Raw genomic sequence first — 16,009 nt, forward strand, 5'->3', positions numbered from 1 at the left:
AAAATGATGGGAAGACACAAGAATTGCGGTAATGAGAAGAGGTGTCGGCTCGCACCATATCAGCAAATAACAGAAAAAAGTCGCCTTGACCATTAAATGCCAAGACGACTTTGTTTAATACTTACACGTTCATCGTGTCAGACATGGTAGAATTATGGATGTTCATTACCACCCGTAGTATCTCCAGTCGTATTCTTCTCTGCTTTTCCCTTCACCTGCTCGTTGGCAGCATCGGTCAGCATAAAGTACTTGCGCGAGGGTACGAGTCTTACAACGGGTTTCTCGATGTGTTCCTGCGCACGGAAAGGCTTTCCTTTCTCCACAGCCTTGCTCTTGAACGAGGGTTTGAGCGAGCCCAAGTTGCCGAAGTCCACAATGTCGCCGTTGGCAACGATGTCGCGTGCCGTTTCTGTGGCAAGATTAAGAACTGCCGTCACCTCCTGCGGACTGAAAGTAGTAGATTTCGCCACACGGTCGCAGAAGTTACGGAAGTCTACACGGTGCCGTCCCGTAGGCTGGGCTACCTGTACGGTCCTCTCTGCCTGCTTGCCCACGTTGAGCTTGCGCTCTGTCAGAATGAACTGCAATGGTTTATTTGCCATAATGTCAAAAGGGCGGTTTCCTCCGTTAGCCTTGACGGGCCAGAAAACCATAAAACCCGCAAAAGCAGTTGCCAAAACAACCTGTCACAAAAATAGGACCCTTTTTCCGTAAAAGCAAGTGAGTAGGCAGAAAAAGCTCCTAAGCTTTTCCGGAAAAGCTTAGGAGCTTTTGAGAGAATGCTTAAAAACTTTGAGAAATACACTCATAAGCTTCTCGAGTAGTGATTAACTGCTTTTGCAGTGATACTCTTTGGCGACTTCCTAATTACCAAGCAAAAGAATAAGTTTCGTTGTTACCCTTGAATGAGATTGGATAGCCTGCAGAATTTAGTGTCCAAGAGAAATTCTGAGTATAGTTTTCGTTATCAACAAGTCTTGCAGGCAAGTGCTTGGTTGCTTTGCCGAGCAAACCAGCATAATATGCATATTTCATTTCGTCCATATCAATACCGAAAGTCGTGTCAAAGAGCATGATACATCCTTTGTTCTCGATAGGCGAAGTTATGGAATTTGAGGTATAATAAACCTTGTAGGAGCTGCTTTCCTCTGGTTCTTTGGCAGAAACCGTTGCTGTTTCCACGATATTGCCGTCTTGATATTTGATTGTGGTCTTTTCGTTTCCGCCTTCAGAACGTAGCATTGTCAGCAGTTGCCCATCGCCATTGTAGGTAAAATCCCATGTTTCCTCCTGTTTCCCATCCAAGTCATACTCTATCTCCTCGCAGTGTCTGACAAAGCCGTCTTTGTTGAGGTATAGGTTACAGACAAGTCTTTCTTTACCTTCTCCTTGTGTCATGACAACATCTGGATCCGATTTAGCAGAGCGTGTTATTGCTTCTCTGTACTTGAAAGTAACCACGTCTTTTCCATCCTTAATGGCAACAATCTGTCCCTTCTCATTTGTCTGAATGGTCATACCAGCTGCTTTCTTGGGAAGTCCGCCTGTGAATACTATTTGGGGATTTGCCATTCCACCAGAGGTTTCATCATCGTTGTCGTTGTTGCATGATGTAAATGTCACCGTTGCGCCCAATACCATTGCGGCAAGGCACGCCATTGTTAGGATTTTTTTCATTATTTCTTATTTTATGTGTTTATGATTAGTGTTTTGGTTCAGTCCTGAAAAGGTGAGGAGAAGACAAACAAAAAGCGTGGACTGATAACTTCGCTTATGTTCTTGAGGTATCGCCAAACACCTAACACACCTAACCGAGTAAGAGCCCACGCCGTTTGGCGTGAGCATTAACTTTTACTCTTGTGTGTTCTTTTTGAATTTTGGCGAATTTCAAGAACAAGAATGCAAGCTAACGCTTTTATCTATTATGTCTTTTATCTGTTTTATCCGTTCATAGGCACAATGCTTTTTGTTTATCGGATGCAAATATACAACTTATTTCTTGAAATGCAATGCGTTGCTTTTGTTTTTGTCTGTCTTTCAACAACCAATGCCTGTTTTTGATGCAGAGTTCGCCTTCTTCCAAGACGATGTTTTCCTCCCGAAGATTACGGACATCGGAGATTGCAAGCCCCGAAAAGCAGGAGAACACGAACAAATCACGGACAATACGGTAGTTCTCCCATTCAATCTCCAAGTCGATGATGCGTTGAAGTTTTTCCTGCGTAATGCTTCGAGGCTCGCCCTTTGGTCGCTCGTAGCTGTAGCCCAAGAAAGGATATAAGTCCTGCACGCCTTTCTTCACCGCCATGCGGACGATGGTCTGCAAGGTGGACAAGGCACTCGATATGCTGCTGCGTTTCAGTCTGCGGTCGATGGTGAGAAAATACTCGAAACCCTCGATAAAGGCTTTGTCCAACTGTGAAAGGGGAATGTCGCTTACCCTGTTTTTTTCTGTACATACTCACGGAGCAGGGAGAGCTGATAGGTGCGGAGCTTGAACGTCTTCAAGGCTCGGTCGATACCTATGCGCTCCTTTGTCTGTGCGAGATACTCCCCGAAACACTCCAAGAGCAGGGTTTGGCAGTGGATTTGCCCCTGATAGGCATCCCTCGCATCTGTGGCAGTAAAGTGTTCTTCCCTTTCACTGAGTTCGTGAAAGTGTGCGTGGATGAGTGCGGTGCATTCACCGAGTTTCTGATTGACGGACACCGCCATTGCACTCTTGCCGACGAGTCGTTGCTTTCGGCTGTCCCACAGGGATAGTGGAGTCTTGCACTTGGTGGAGAAGCCTGAATGAGTTCTGCCTACGGAGATGCGCCCGATGACAGGCACAAGTCCTTTCTTGTCTGTTCGTTTCGCCTGAACGAAGAACGACACTTTCAGTTTGTTTTCCTTCATTTTTCTGTCGTCTTTTCTAAATTACCTTTGCTTGCAAAGGTACAGATGAACAAGTATTCCTGAGCGATGCAGAAAAATGAAAGATGAGGAATAAAAACCTATGACACAATCGTTTACATTCAATTCGTAACCCCTTTTTGCCTTTTCCCCGATGGGTTACGATTTGGTAACGGAACTCCTGCCGTTTGATGCTCGTTTTTGCTTACCCTCATAATAGCAATAAAATGCCAACTAATGATATTTCAAATAGTTACATTCCTTACGTTTCCCTTTGGTTCCCTTAATTCTTAACTACTGATTACTTATCGTAAAAAGGCCATCTCCTTACAACGAAGAGCTATGCTTTTTGTAAATAACGTGTATAACCTTTAAAAATCAGATGATTATGGCAGCAAACCATAGGGCGTATCAGGACGGTCAGAATATCCGTACGTATAAAGAAAAAGGTATGGCTGCGGGATAATAGGCAATGTTATAAACTTGATAAGAGTAGTTAGAGGTTTAAAGCAATGCTATGGTCAAAGCAGGCTGACATGCGTTTCGTCTGCTTCTCGTCGGTTTGGAATTGTGGATATAAAGCATTTTCTTGGAATTTTACATTCTATGCAGTATTGATTTAATTTGTATTTTTATCGAAATAAATATAGTATTCCCAAAAATATTATTAACTTTGCACGCAACTTAGAAGCATTTATATAAAAAGCATTATATTAATAACGTTATATTTTTTATGTATTTTACTTTATTTGTTACCGTTTTGCTGACGGCTGTTTTCTTGGTGATAGCTGCATATGCTATAGCCAAGTTGATAGGTCCCCGTTCGTATAATCAGGTAAAAGGCGAACCTTATGAAAGCGGTATTCCGACAAGAGGCTCTTCGTGGCTTCCGGTTCATATTGGTTATTACCTCTTTGCTATTCTGTTTCTGATGTTCGACATCGAAACGGTGTTGCTTTATCCGTGGGCCGTCGTGGTAAAGCAGTTCGGTCCTATGGCGCTTGTCAGTATCGGGTTCTTTCTGTTGGTACTTGTATTTGGCTTGGCTTATGCTTGGCGGAAAGGGGCATTGGAATGGAAGTAAGAAAGCCGCATATCAAGAGTATTCCCTATGAAGAATTCAAGGACAACAGCTCTTTGGAGCAGATTGTCGACGAATTGCACGAGGGTGGGGTAAATGTTGTTACCGGCTCTTTGGATCAGATGATTAACTGGGGGCGTTCGAACTCGCTGTGGAGTCTTACCTTTGCAACGAGTTGTTGCGGTATTGAATTTATGGCAGTGGGTTGTGCGCGTTATGATTTCGCACGGTTTGGTTTCGAAGTTACGCGTAACTCTCCCCGTCAGGCAGACCTGATTATGTGTGCCGGTACGATAACTAACAAGATGGCACCGGCATTTAAACGCCTTTACGATGAGATGGCAGAACCTAAGTATGTGATAGCTGTAGGAGGATGTGCCATATCGGGAGGACCGTTTAAAAGTAGCTATCACGTAGTACGGGGTATCGATGAAATAGTGCCGGTAGATGTGTTTATCCCCGGATGTCCTCCTCGTCCGGAGGCTATCATGTACGGTATGATGCAGTTACAACGTAAAGTAAAGATAGAAAAGTTCTTTGGCGGAGCAAATCATAAGCAGACTGCCGAGGAGGCAGGAAAAAGCAACGAGGAACTCGTCTTTGAAAAGAAGCTGGGGCGGAAGCCTATCGTAGTAACGGATGTTCCTGAAGATTTCAATGCTTCTGAAGAACTTGAATATGCTGACAATATAAATAAGGTAGACGGAAATGAAACTGAATAATATTGAATTTCAAGCATCCGACTTTGTTTCGGAGATGAAGAAGCTGAAGAATGAAAAGCATTTCGATTATCTTGTTACGATTGTTGGCGAAGATTTCGGTGAAGAAGGATTAGGATGTATCTATATTCTCGAGAATACGGAAAGTCATGAGCGTATATCTGTAAAGGCTATTGCAAAGCAGATCGGCGAGGATTATGTACTCGATTCCGTAACGAATTCGTGGAAAGCAGCCGATTTTCTTGAACGAGAGGTTTACGACTTTTTGGGAATTAAGTTCTTGGGGCATCCCGATATGCGGCGCCTCTATCTGCGGAACGACTTTATTGGGTATCCGCTTCGTAAGAATTATGATACGGCTCCGGAGAAGAATGGCTACACTTTAGAGGATGACATAGAATTAAATTATACTTGCCAATACTCGCTTGATGGTGATGGATGCTTGGTAGAAAGGCATGTTCCGTTGTTTACCGACGATGATTTTGTGATAAACATCGGTCCGCAACATCCGAGTACACACGGCGTGCTGCGTCTTCAAACTATTCTCGATGGTGAGACCATTAAACGTATTTATCCCCATTTGGGATATATTCACAGGGGGATGGAAAAGATGTGTGAGGAATATACTTATCCTCAGACATTGGCACTTACAGACCGTATGGATTACTTGAGCGCAATGATGAACAGGCATGCGCTTGTAGGGGTGATCGAAGAGGCGATGGAAGTAGAACTCACAGATCGTATACGTTATATTCGTACAATTATGGATGAATTGCAACGTATAGACTCTCATTTGCTTTACTTGGGCTGTTGTGCACAAGACCTTGGCGCCCTTACCGCATTTCTTTATAGCATGCGCGATAGAGAACACGTACTTAACGTGATGGAAGAAACTACAGGTGGGCGCCTTATTCAGAATTACTATCGTATCGGCGGATGCCAAGAAGATATCGATCCTAATTTCGTAAACAATTGTAAAACTCTTTGTTCGTATCTGAAACCCATGTTGAAAGAATATATGGATGTTTTCGGTAATAATGTAATTACGAAGAACCGTTTTGTCGGAATAGGTTCCATGAGCAAAGAAAACATTATCAGTTATGGGGTTACCGGTGCATCTGGTCGTGCTTCCGGATGGAAGAACGATGTGCGTAAGAACCATCCTTATGGCATGTATGATAAGGTGGAATGGGATGAGATAACTAACGATTTCTGCGATTCGTACGGAAGGTATCTTGTGCGTATAGATGAAATACGCCAGAGTATCCATATTATCGAGCAGCTTATTGACAATATTCCCGAAGGCGATTATTATGTAAAACAGAAGCCAATCATCAAGGTTCCCGAAGGTCAGTGGTATTTTTCTTGTGAAGGTTCGAGAGGTGAAATTGGTGTATATCTCGATTCGAAGGGTGATAAGAGTCCGTATAGATTGAAATTTCGGCCGATGGGATTGAACCATGTGGCAGCTATGGACGAGATGCTCCGTGGAGAGAAGATTGCCGATCTCGTAACAACGGGTGCCGCTTTAGATTTTGTAATACCTGATATTGATAGATAATTATGTTTGATTTTAGTATAGTAACGACATGGTTCGACTCTCTTCTGCGCCAAACACTTGGCTTGGGAGACTTTTGGACAGTTCTGATTGAGTGCGTGGTTGTTGGCTTGCTGATACTTATCGGTTATGCCGTACTTGCCATTATCTTGATTTTCATGGAACGTAAAGTCTGTGCATATTTCCAATGCCGCCTCGGTCCTATGCGTGTAGGTCCGTGGGGGATCTTTCAAGTGTTTGCAGATGTATTGAAAATGCTTATCAAAGAAATCTTTGCTGTAGATAAAGCAGATAAGCTTTTGTATTACATTGCACCATTTCTTGTGATTATTGCTTCTATTGGAACATTCTCTTTTTTACCGTGGAATAAAGGCGCCCATATACTTGATTTTAATGTGGGAGTCTTTATGATTACTGCCATCTCAAGCATTGGTGTCTTGGGAATATTTCTTGCCGGTTGGGCGTCCAATAACAAATATTCGGTTCTTTCGGCTATGCGCGGTGCCGTACAGATGATATCGTATGAAATGACTCTTGGGCTTTGCCTTATTGCTGCAGTGGCAATGACAGGTACCATGCAAATGGGAGGTATTGTTGAGAGTCAGACCGGACCGGGTAACTGGCTGATTTGCAAGTGGAATATTCCGGCAATCATTGCCTTTATTCTGTTTCTGATAGCAGGAAATGCCGAGGCTAACAGGGGACCGTTCGACTTGGCTGAGGCTGAAAGTGAACTTACAGCAGGCTATCACACGGAATATTCTGGTATGGGCTTCGGGTTTTATTACTTAGCTGAGTACCTTAATCTCTTTGTGATTTCCGGTATTGCTGCTGCCGTATTCTTAGGTGGCTGGGCACCTCTTAATATCGGAATTGATGGCTTTGATACTGTTATGAATTATATTCCCGGTATTATATGGTTCTTGGGTAAGACATTTGTTGTGGTATGGTTGTTGATGTGGGTACGATGGACATTTCCACGTTTGCGTATCGATCAAATTCTTACACTTGAATGGAAGTATCTTATGCCATTCGCTTTATTTAATCTTGTATTGGCGACAATCTGGGTGGCATTCAACTTCAACCTTTGGTAAAATATAGTAAGATGACAATGAAAGAAGTGATGTTTTAGCATCATGATTTTATAATTTCAATTAGATGGAAAATAAACAATCATATTTCAGTGGCATTTTGGATGGCGTCAAGTCTCTTGCTACCGGACTGGGAGTTACTTTTAAAGAGTATCTCACACCCAAGAGTACAGAACAATATCCGGAGAACCGCAAGACTACGCTTCATGTAGCCAAGCGTCATCGTGGGCGCCTTGTTTTTAAGCGTGATGATGATGGAAACCATAAATGTGTGGCCTGCTTAATGTGTGAGAAGGCATGTCCGAACGGAACCATAAAGATTATGTCTGAAATGGTGACCAATGAGGAAACCGGAAGGAAAAAGCGACAGTTGGTAGATTACCAATATGATTTGGGTGATTGCATGTTTTGTCAACTCTGCGTGAATGCTTGCAATTTCGATTCAATAGAATTTACCAACGATTTTGAGAACAGTGTTTTCGATCGAAATACTCTTGTGTTGCACCTTGATAAAGAAGTTTATCAGGGTGGAAGCCTTCCCGAACTCATTGAGGGAGGAGCACCGATGACCATCGGGAAGTTTAATACTAAAACCAAATAGGAGAGGTTGCAATTATGGCTAATTTGATAATGTTTTGCATTTTGTCTGTTGTCATTCTTGGCTCGGCAATTATGTGTGTAATGACGAAAAGGATTATGCGTGCCGCTACTTTTCTGATATTTGTTCTTTTTGGTGTGGCAGGCCTTTATTTCTTGCTGGACTATACGTATTTAGGCGCGGCGCAAATTTCGATTTATGCAGGTGGAATTACCGTGTTGTATATATTTGCAATTCAACTTGTGTCTAAAAGAACCCTGCAAGGACTCGTTGAACGCATTAAAGGCTCCCGTTTGATTGCCGGATTGCTGGTTTCACTTTTTGGATTGGCAACAGTTGTAATAGTTTTGTTGAAGAATAAATTTTTAGATATGTCTGCTTCTGTGAGCGATACGGAAGTTCCGATGAACACGATAGGTACGGCTTTGGTCGGTTCTGAGAAGTATCAGTATGTTCTGCCTTTCGAGTTCATATCGGTGTTCTTGTTGGCATGTATTATAGGTGGACTTATGATTGCGAGAAAGGAGGATAAAAAATGATACCGGTAGAATATTTTTTCGTGTTAAGTGCCTTGTTGTTTTTCATAGGCGTATTCGGTTTTGTTACCCGTCGTAATCTTGTGGCAATGCTCATTTCGATAGAACTTGTACTTAATTCTGTGGATATAAATTTTGCGGTATTTAACCGTCTTTTATATCCGGGACAGCTTGAGGGATTTTTCTTTACGTTGTTCTCGATAGGTGTGAGTGCGGCAGAAACAGCGGTTGCGCTTGCAATAATAATTAATGTTTATCGTAATTTCAAGAGTGACCAAGTGAATGCTATTGAAGAAATGAAAAATTAAAAGAAAATTCAAAGATTAAATGATTACTTAATTTAGTTATTGGGGAAATTGATCATTTGATCTCAACATTTTAATAATATGAATTACAGTTTTGTATTTTTGATACTCCTTTTGCCGGCACTGTCTTTTCTTGTGTTGGGACTTGCGGGTATGAAGATGAGCCATAAGGTTGCCGGTCTAATCGGAACAAGTGTACTTGGTATCGTCTTTACATTGGCATGCTATACGGCTTATGAGTACTTCTTTGTAGTTGGGCGTGATGCTGCTACGTCAATGTATCCCACCGTTACCGTGTTCGATTTTACATGGTTAAGGTTTTCCGAATTACTGACTTTCAATATCGGATTTAGACTTACGCCCATTTCGGTGATGATGCTTATTGTGATAAGTACCGTCAGTTTTATGGTACATATCTATTCTTTCGGATATATGCATGGGGAGAAGGGCTTTCAGCGATATTATGCGTTTCTTTCGCTCTTTACGATGTCCATGCTTGGCTTGGTGGTTGCTACGAATATATTCCAGATGTATCTCTTTTGGGAACTTGTTGGAGTTAGTTCTTATCTACTTATTGGCTTTTATTATCCGATGCATACTGCCGTTGCAGCATCTAAGAAAGCTTTTATTGTAACACGTTTCGCCGATTTGTTTTTCTTAATCGGTATTTTGTTTTATAGTTTCTATGTAGGAACATTCAATTATGATCTTACCGCAATGCCCGATCTTGCACAGCGAGTTGCCGGTGCAGCTTGGGTGTTGCCTTTAGCTCTGTTCCTTATGTTCATTGGTGGTGCTGGTAAAAGTGCAATGTTCCCACTGCATATTTGGCTGCCCGATGCGATGGAAGGTCCTACGCCTGTCAGTGCTTTAATCCATGCAGCAACGATGGTGGTAGCCGGTGTGTATCTCGTGGCAAGTCTATTCCCTTTATTTGTAGAATTTGCACCGCAACAATTACATTGGATTGCATATATCGCAGCATTTACCGCTTTTTATGCTGCTTCCGTTGCATGTGTCCAGAGCGATATCAAGCGTGTACTTGCATTTTCAACCATTTCTCAAATTGGTTTTATGCTTGTAGCTTTAGGAGTCTGTCTACCAGACGCTGTATCCGGAGGGGTTGCAATGACAGAAGAATATGCAGATGTGAATGGCTTGGGCTATATGGCGGGAATGTTCCATTTGTTTACTCATGCCATGTTTAAAGCATGTTTATTCCTTGGGGCCGGTTGTATTATTCATGCCGTACATTCTAATGAGAAAGCTTATATGGGAGGACTATGGAAGTATATGCCTATTACTTGCATTACTTTTGCCATTTCATGCTTGGCAATCTCGGGTATACCGCCATTTTCTGGTTTCTTCTCGAAAGATGAAATTCTTGTGGCATGCTACAATTATTCTCAACCTATGGGAATGATTATGAGCGGTATTGCTTTGATGACAGCATTCTATATGACACGCCTCTTCTGTGTCATTTTCTTGGGAAAAAGTTATTATGAGACAAATAAGGATAACGGAGCTAAGAAACCTCATGAAGCACCTCTTACGATGACTTTCCCTTTGATATTTCTTTCTCTTATTACCCTTACTTGCGGTTTCATTCCTTTCGGACACTTTATTTCGGCGAATGGATTGAGTTTCGATACTCATATCAACTGGACTGTTGCCGGAATTTCTATTCTGCTTGCTCTTATCGGTATCGGAACAGCATTCTTCATGTATGCAGGACAGGCAACTCCCGTTGCGGACAAGCTTGCCAAGATGTTTCCCACGCTTTATCGTGCAGCCTATAAGCGTTTCTATATGGATGAAATTTGGCAGTTCGTAACGCATAAAATCATTTTCCGATGTGTAAGTAGGCCTATTGCATGGTTCGATCGCCATGTTGTTGACGGCACATTCAACTTTGTTGCATGGGGAGCAAACGAGGCCGGCGAAACCATTCGACCGTGGCAGAGTGGAGATGTGCGTCAATACGTAATATGGTTTCTTACCGGTTCCGTCACCTTGACATTAATTCTTTTAGCTATTCTCGGGTGATGCATCAACATGGATTTATGGATTAAGAATAATGAATTGAAATAAAAATGAGTATATTAACTTTATTCGTAGTAATACCCGTACTGATGTTGCTCGGTCTTTGGATAGCACGCAACGATAACCAAGTACGTGGTGTAATGGTTGCCGGTTCTGCTTGCTTGCTTGCTTTGGCTGTGTGGCTTACTATTACATTCATTCAATTGCGCAATGCTGGCAACCATGAGGCAATGTTGTTTACATACAGTATTCCGTGGTTCAAACCGCTTAACATTGCTTACAGTGTTGGTGTAGACGGTATTTCTGTCGTCATGCTGTTGCTTTCGGCAATTATCGTCTTTACCGGAACTTTTGCCTCTTGGCAGTTGCAGCCCATGAAGAAAGAGTATTTCCTTTGGTTTACCTTATTAAGTATAGGGGTATTCGGATTTTTTATATCTACGGACATGTTTACCATGTTCATGTTTTATGAAGTTGCACTCATTCCTATGTATCTGTTAATAGGTGTGTGGGGAAGTGGCCCTAAAGAATATGCGGCCATGAAGCTAACTCTGATGTTGATGGGAGGTTCTGCGCTTCTTATTCTCGGTATTCTTGGCATCTACTTCTTCAGCGGAGCAACCACAATGGATGTACAGGCTATTGCGGCTATGCATAATATTCCCGTTCATATCCAGAAGATATTTTTCCCGTTTATCTTTATTGGTTTCGGTGTGCTCGGCGCCCTATTTCCATTCCACACATGGTCGCCCGACGGTCATGCCTCGGCGCCTACAGCCGTATCGATGCTTCATGCAGGTGTGTTGATGAAATTAGGGGGATACGGATGTTTTCGCATCGCTATGTATCTCCTTCCTGAAGCGGCACAGCAACTCTCATGGATATTCCTTATTCTTACGACTATCTCTGTTGTCTATGGTGCATTCTCTGCTTGTGTACAAACAGATTTAAAGTATATCAATGCTTACTCGTCCGTATCTCATTGTGGACTCGTATTGTTCGCCTTGTTGATGATGACACAGACTTCGTGTACAGGGGCTGTGCTCCAGATGCTTTCTCACGGTTTGATGACGGCTCTTTTCTTTGCCCTTATCGGAATGATCTATGGGCGTACCCACACCCGCGATGTACGTAAGCTCGGTGGTCTGATGAAAATCATGCCGTTTTTGAGTGTAGGATATGTTATTGCCGGTCTGGCTAATCTTGGCCTTCCGGGCCTTTCAGGTTTCATCGCAGAGATGACTATATTCGTAGGATCGTTTGCTAATAACGATACTTTCCACCGTGCGGCTACGATTATTGCGTGCACGTCCATCGTTATCACGGCGGTCTATATCTTGCGCGTTGTCGGAAAGATTCTTTATCAGAAAGTGGCCGATCCACATTACGAGACGCTTACCGATGCCACATGGGATGAGCGCGTTGCCGTTATCTGTCTGATTGCCTGTGTCGCAGGCTTGGGTTTGTTCCCTCTGTGGGCAGGTAATGTTATTTCCGATGCAGTGGGGCCGATCCTTCAGAATATCTTGTAAACTAAAATCATAAGAAGATGAATTATAGTCAATTTCTAAATATGATGCCGGAAGTCACTTTGATGGCTATCTTGCTGATAACTTTCATCGTAGATTTCTGTACGGTAAGGAGACCGGCATTTGCCGAAGGAGTGGGGAAAGTTTCTCATTCTCGTCCGTGGTTCAACACATTGGTCTGCATTCTGTTAGCAGTCCACATCCTGCTGAATGTCTGCCCTACAGTACCGATGACGGCTTTTGGCGGGATGTATCATACCGATGCTTCTATCGGTGTTATCAAAACCATTCTCGCATTGGGCACACTGATCGTAGTAGTACAGGCTAAAGAATGGCTGTCGCGCACCGATACTTCTTTCAAAGAGGGAGAGTTCTACATGCTGATAGTTTCAACTCTGTTGGGTATGAACATGATGATCAGTGCCAACCACTTTATACTGTTTTTCCTCGGACTCGAAATGGCCAGTGTGCCTATGGCGTGCTTGGTAGCATTCGACAAATACCGTCATCATTCTGCCGAAGCCGGTGCCAAGTTCATTCTTACCGCCACCTTCTCAAGCGGAGTCATGCTTTACGGTATTTCATTTCTTTACGGTGCCGTGGGTACGCTGTATTTTGATGACATGGCCACCCGCCTTACAGTGTCGCCACTCAGCATCATGGGCATGGTATTTTTCTTCAGCGGTCTTGGCTTCAAGATATCTCTTGTACCGTTCCACTTTTGGACTGCCGACTCTTATCAAGGTGCGCCCACCACGGTTACAGGCTATCTGAGTGTCGTTTCCAAGGGTGCTGCGGCATTTACCCTTTGCGTAATTCTCATGAAAGTGTTCGCCCCGATGGTAGAGTATTGGCAATATTTGCTCTATATCGTTATTGTTTTGAGCATTACCATAGCCAATCTGTTTGCTATCCGCCAAAGCGAGCTCAAACGCTTCATGGCGTTCAGTTCCATATCACAGGCCGGTTACATCATGCTTGCCGTGATTGGCAACTCGGCTATGAGCGTTTCGGCACTGACCTATTACGTGCTGGTTTACGTTGTTGCCAATATGGCCGTATTCACAATTATCAGTGCGGTAGAAGAACATAACGGCGGCACGACAGATATGGATAGTTATGACGGGCTCTACCACACCAACCCCAAGCTGGCTTTTTTAATGACGCTTGCATTGTTTTCGCTAGGGGGCATTCCGCCTTTTGCCGGTATGTTCAGTAAGTTCTTCGTATTCATGGCCGCCGTTAAGGGCGCATCTGTCGATACCACGATTGGTGCTCTTGCCTATACAGTCGTATTCATAGCTTTGCTGAACACCGTTATTTCGTTGTATTACTATCTGTTGATTGTGAAAGCCATGTACATCAAGCAGTCCGATACGCCACTGCCCGCTTTCAAATCCCATGTAAATACAAAAGTTGCCCTTGCCCTGTGTACTGCGGGCATTGTACTTTTCGGCGTCTGTTCTCTGGTTTACGATTGGATAGACATTGTTGCCATAGGGCAGTAGAGCGAACTTTTATCGGTATAAAAATCCTTTTGTTTCTTATTAGGAACGAAAGGATTTTTGCTTTGATAAGTTACTTTCCTGCATCTCGGAATAATTTTTGGTCTCGGTAAGTCACTTTCTATGATGCGAAATGATTTATGCTCTCGATAAGTCAGTCGCCGGTGTAAAACGATTTTTATTTATATTATTTGGTGGGTTTCAGAAAAAATACCTAACTTTGCCGCGTAAATAAAATTGATTCAATCGGATGACAAAGATTTCAACATACCTTTTTATCAGTTCTTGCTTATTGCTTTCATCATGTTTTAAAGAGGAAGCTCCGAATGCCGAATGCGATATAGAACAGGTTTTTGTGCATGTTGACCGGCCTGAAAGCGTATTCTTCAATGCTACAGATACGTTGAAGAATGTGCCATCTACAGACAGCACAATTGTTTTCAGTGTGCGGCACGGTGCCGATCTGACAGCCCTCGCCCCGATGTTCAGAACCACGAATGGGGCAACGATTGTTCCGCAGAGCGGTAGTGTGCACGATTTTTCGTTGTCATCTGTAGACTATACGGTTACTTCGGAAGATGGCATGTGGCATCGTACATATAAAGTTTCGTTCGTACCTTTTGTGAGTTCGATAGATTTCGGTTTCGAAAACTACGAACTCGAACCCCAAGGAAAGAAATATTATATTTGGCATAATGCCCTTTCGAACGGCGATTCTTGGGCGAATGGCAATGCCGGATTTGCTTTGAGTATGGGCTCTGCAAAGCCCGATGAATATCCATCTGTCCCGCTTGAAAAAGGGAGAACGGGCGCAGGCCTCCAATTGATAACCCGTGATACCGGCCCATTCGGTGTATTGGCGAATAAGAGATTGGCGGCAGGAAATTTCTTCCTTGGCTCTTTCGATCTAAGAGAAGCGTTGAGAAATCCGTTGAAGTCAACTCATTTCGGTGTACCTTTCGACCAACATCCCCTTTCGTTCAAGGGATATTATCAGTATGTGCCGGGGCCTAAGTTTCAAGATGTAAACGGCAATCCTGTCGCAACCAAGGTTGATAGCGCTGCCATTTATGCCGTGTTTTATAGGAACCATGATGATACGGGAGCTGCGGTTACGCTTGACGGAAGTAATATCAAGACAAGTCCCCTTATCGTTGCCATTGCCGAACTGCATGACATAAAGACGGTGGAAACATGGACACTCTTCGATGTAAACTTCGAATATTCGGCGCAGATCGACAAACAACTTCTCGAGAACAAAGGATACAGTCTAGCCATCGTGTTCTCTTCGAGCAAAAATGGCGACCATTTCGAGGGTGCGATAGGCAGTAAGCTGCTGATAGACGATATTCAGGTAATATGCGAGAAATAGAAAAGAAAATGGATTGCAAGATAAATATAAGGCTTTTTGTGGTATTGCTCATGGTGTTTGGCTTATGCCATGTGGCGTCAGCGCAATCATGGATCGATGATGTAACGGTGAATGCCCGCGTTGGTTATAACATTGGAGGGACCGCACCTGTTGGACTTCCCGCAAGTATCAGAAAGCTGAATAGTTACACACTGCAACCGAATATTGTGTTAGGGGCAGATGCCAAGAAGCCTTTAACCGACAGATTGGGTATTTTTGTGGGCCTTCGGCTCGAAACCAAAGATATGGAAGAAGATGCAAGGGTGAAGAATTATCACATGGATATGGTACGTGGAGGAGAATCTATCAGTGGTATGTTCACAGGCGACGAAACCACCAAAGTAAAAGAATGGATGTTTACTATACCCGTACAGGCTGTATTCTCTGTAAATGAGAGAGTTACTTTACGCGTAGGCCCCTATGTTTCGTATGTGGTTTCACGCGGATTTACGGGCTATGCTCACGACGGTTATCTGCGTTTGGGGAACCCTACGGGAGCGAAAATAGAACTCGGAAGCGATGAAGGAACGCGGGGTAACTACGATTTTTCGGAACATATGCGCAGAATGCAGTACGGGATCGGTGTCGGTGCAGATTGGCGCATATACAAGCACTTCGGTGTTTATGCGGAATTGAACTGGGGGCTTACCGGTATTCATCATAGCAGTTTCAAAACCATAGAGCAAACGCTTTATCCCATTTTTGCTACAGTGGGTATAACACACAAATTAAAATAGG

14 protein-coding genes and 1 pseudogene are annotated in these 16,009 nt (G+C 43.3%); 12 read left to right on the forward strand and 3 right to left on the reverse strand.

Annotated features, from left to right (window positions below; all coding sequences use genetic code 11):
- Nucleotides 1–152: 152 nt before the first annotated feature.
- The 3 genes and pseudogenes from BN3912_RS05885 to BN3912_RS05895 all read right to left on the reverse strand — a co-directional run.
- Nucleotides 153–602 carry an HU family DNA-binding protein gene (locus tag BN3912_RS05885; protein WP_036859132.1) on the reverse strand — a complete coding sequence of 150 codons (450 nt, stop codon included), beginning with the start codon at nt 600–602 and terminating at the stop codon, nt 153–155.
- A gap of 265 nt (nt 603–867) precedes the next feature.
- On the reverse strand, nt 868–1,677 hold the full coding sequence (locus BN3912_RS05890) for a DUF4595 domain-containing protein (RefSeq protein WP_023983236.1): 810 nt from the start codon (nt 1,675–1,677) through the stop codon (nt 868–870).
- A gap of 358 nt (nt 1,678–2,035) precedes the next feature.
- Nucleotides 2,036–2,898: pseudogene (locus BN3912_RS05895) on the reverse strand (phage integrase SAM-like domain-containing protein); the annotation flags it as partial.
- A gap of 730 nt (nt 2,899–3,628) precedes the next feature.
- On the opposite strand from BN3912_RS05895, the gene BN3912_RS05900 reads away from it, so the two are divergent.
- From BN3912_RS05900 to BN3912_RS05955, 12 genes are all read left to right on the forward strand, one after another.
- Complete coding sequence (locus BN3912_RS05900) at nt 3,629–3,979, forward strand: NADH-quinone oxidoreductase subunit A (protein WP_004370212.1); 351 nt, start codon at nt 3,629–3,631, stop codon at nt 3,977–3,979.
- The gene (locus BN3912_RS05905; RefSeq protein ID WP_023983233.1) at nt 3,970–4,698 is read left to right on the forward strand and encodes an NADH-quinone oxidoreductase subunit B; all 729 of its coding nucleotides are present in this window, start codon (nt 3,970–3,972) and stop codon (nt 4,696–4,698) included. Before BN3912_RS05900 ends, BN3912_RS05905 begins: the two co-directional genes overlap by 10 nt.
- The gene (locus BN3912_RS05910; protein ID WP_023983232.1) at nt 4,685–6,256 is read left to right on the forward strand and encodes an NADH-quinone oxidoreductase subunit D-related protein; all 1,572 of its coding nucleotides are present in this window, start codon (nt 4,685–4,687) and stop codon (nt 6,254–6,256) included. The genes BN3912_RS05905 and BN3912_RS05910 overlap by 14 nt, the downstream gene beginning before the upstream one ends.
- Nucleotides 6,257–6,258: 2 nt before the next feature.
- Nucleotides 6,259–7,347, forward strand: a complete 1,089-nt coding sequence (gene nuoH / locus BN3912_RS05915) for an NADH-quinone oxidoreductase subunit NuoH (RefSeq protein WP_023983231.1) — start codon at nt 6,259–6,261, stop codon at nt 7,345–7,347.
- 64 nt (nt 7,348–7,411) lie between these two features.
- Nucleotides 7,412–7,945: a 4Fe-4S dicluster domain-containing protein gene (locus BN3912_RS05920; RefSeq protein WP_004370216.1), complete on the forward strand. Its 534-nt coding sequence runs from the start codon at nt 7,412–7,414 to the stop codon at nt 7,943–7,945.
- Between the two features lie 14 nt (nt 7,946–7,959).
- Nucleotides 7,960–8,481, forward strand: a complete 522-nt coding sequence (locus BN3912_RS05925; protein WP_004370217.1) for an NADH-quinone oxidoreductase subunit J family protein — start codon at nt 7,960–7,962, stop codon at nt 8,479–8,481.
- Nucleotides 8,478–8,786 (forward strand): NADH-quinone oxidoreductase subunit NuoK, encoded by a 309-nt coding sequence (gene nuoK, locus BN3912_RS05930; protein WP_004370218.1) that lies wholly within the window; start codon nt 8,478–8,480, stop codon nt 8,784–8,786. The genes BN3912_RS05925 and nuoK overlap by 4 nt, the downstream gene beginning before the upstream one ends.
- 78 nt (nt 8,787–8,864) lie before the next feature.
- Nucleotides 8,865–10,829 (forward strand): NADH-quinone oxidoreductase subunit 5 family protein, encoded by a 1,965-nt coding sequence (locus BN3912_RS05935; RefSeq protein WP_023983230.1) that lies wholly within the window; start codon nt 8,865–8,867, stop codon nt 10,827–10,829.
- 47 nt (nt 10,830–10,876) lie between these two features.
- The gene (locus BN3912_RS05940; RefSeq protein ID WP_023983229.1) at nt 10,877–12,358 is read left to right on the forward strand and encodes a complex I subunit 4 family protein; all 1,482 of its coding nucleotides are present in this window, start codon (nt 10,877–10,879) and stop codon (nt 12,356–12,358) included.
- 17 nt (nt 12,359–12,375) lie between these two features.
- Complete coding sequence (locus BN3912_RS05945) at nt 12,376–13,863, forward strand: NADH-quinone oxidoreductase subunit N (protein ID WP_023983228.1); 1,488 nt, start codon at nt 12,376–12,378, stop codon at nt 13,861–13,863.
- A gap of 247 nt (nt 13,864–14,110) precedes the next feature.
- Nucleotides 14,111–15,232, forward strand: a complete 1,122-nt coding sequence (locus BN3912_RS05950; protein ID WP_023983227.1) for a PCMD domain-containing protein — start codon at nt 14,111–14,113, stop codon at nt 15,230–15,232.
- An 8-nt stretch (nt 15,233–15,240) separates the two neighbouring features.
- Nucleotides 15,241–16,008 carry a porin family protein gene (locus BN3912_RS05955; protein WP_023983226.1) on the forward strand — a complete coding sequence of 256 codons (768 nt, stop codon included), beginning with the start codon at nt 15,241–15,243 and terminating at the stop codon, nt 16,006–16,008.
- The last annotated feature ends 1 nt before the right edge of the window (nt 16,009 follow it).

This window comes from Prevotella phocaeensis (genome assembly GCF_900065875.1).
GTDB lineage: Bacteria > Bacteroidota > Bacteroidia > Bacteroidales > Bacteroidaceae > Prevotella > Prevotella phocaeensis.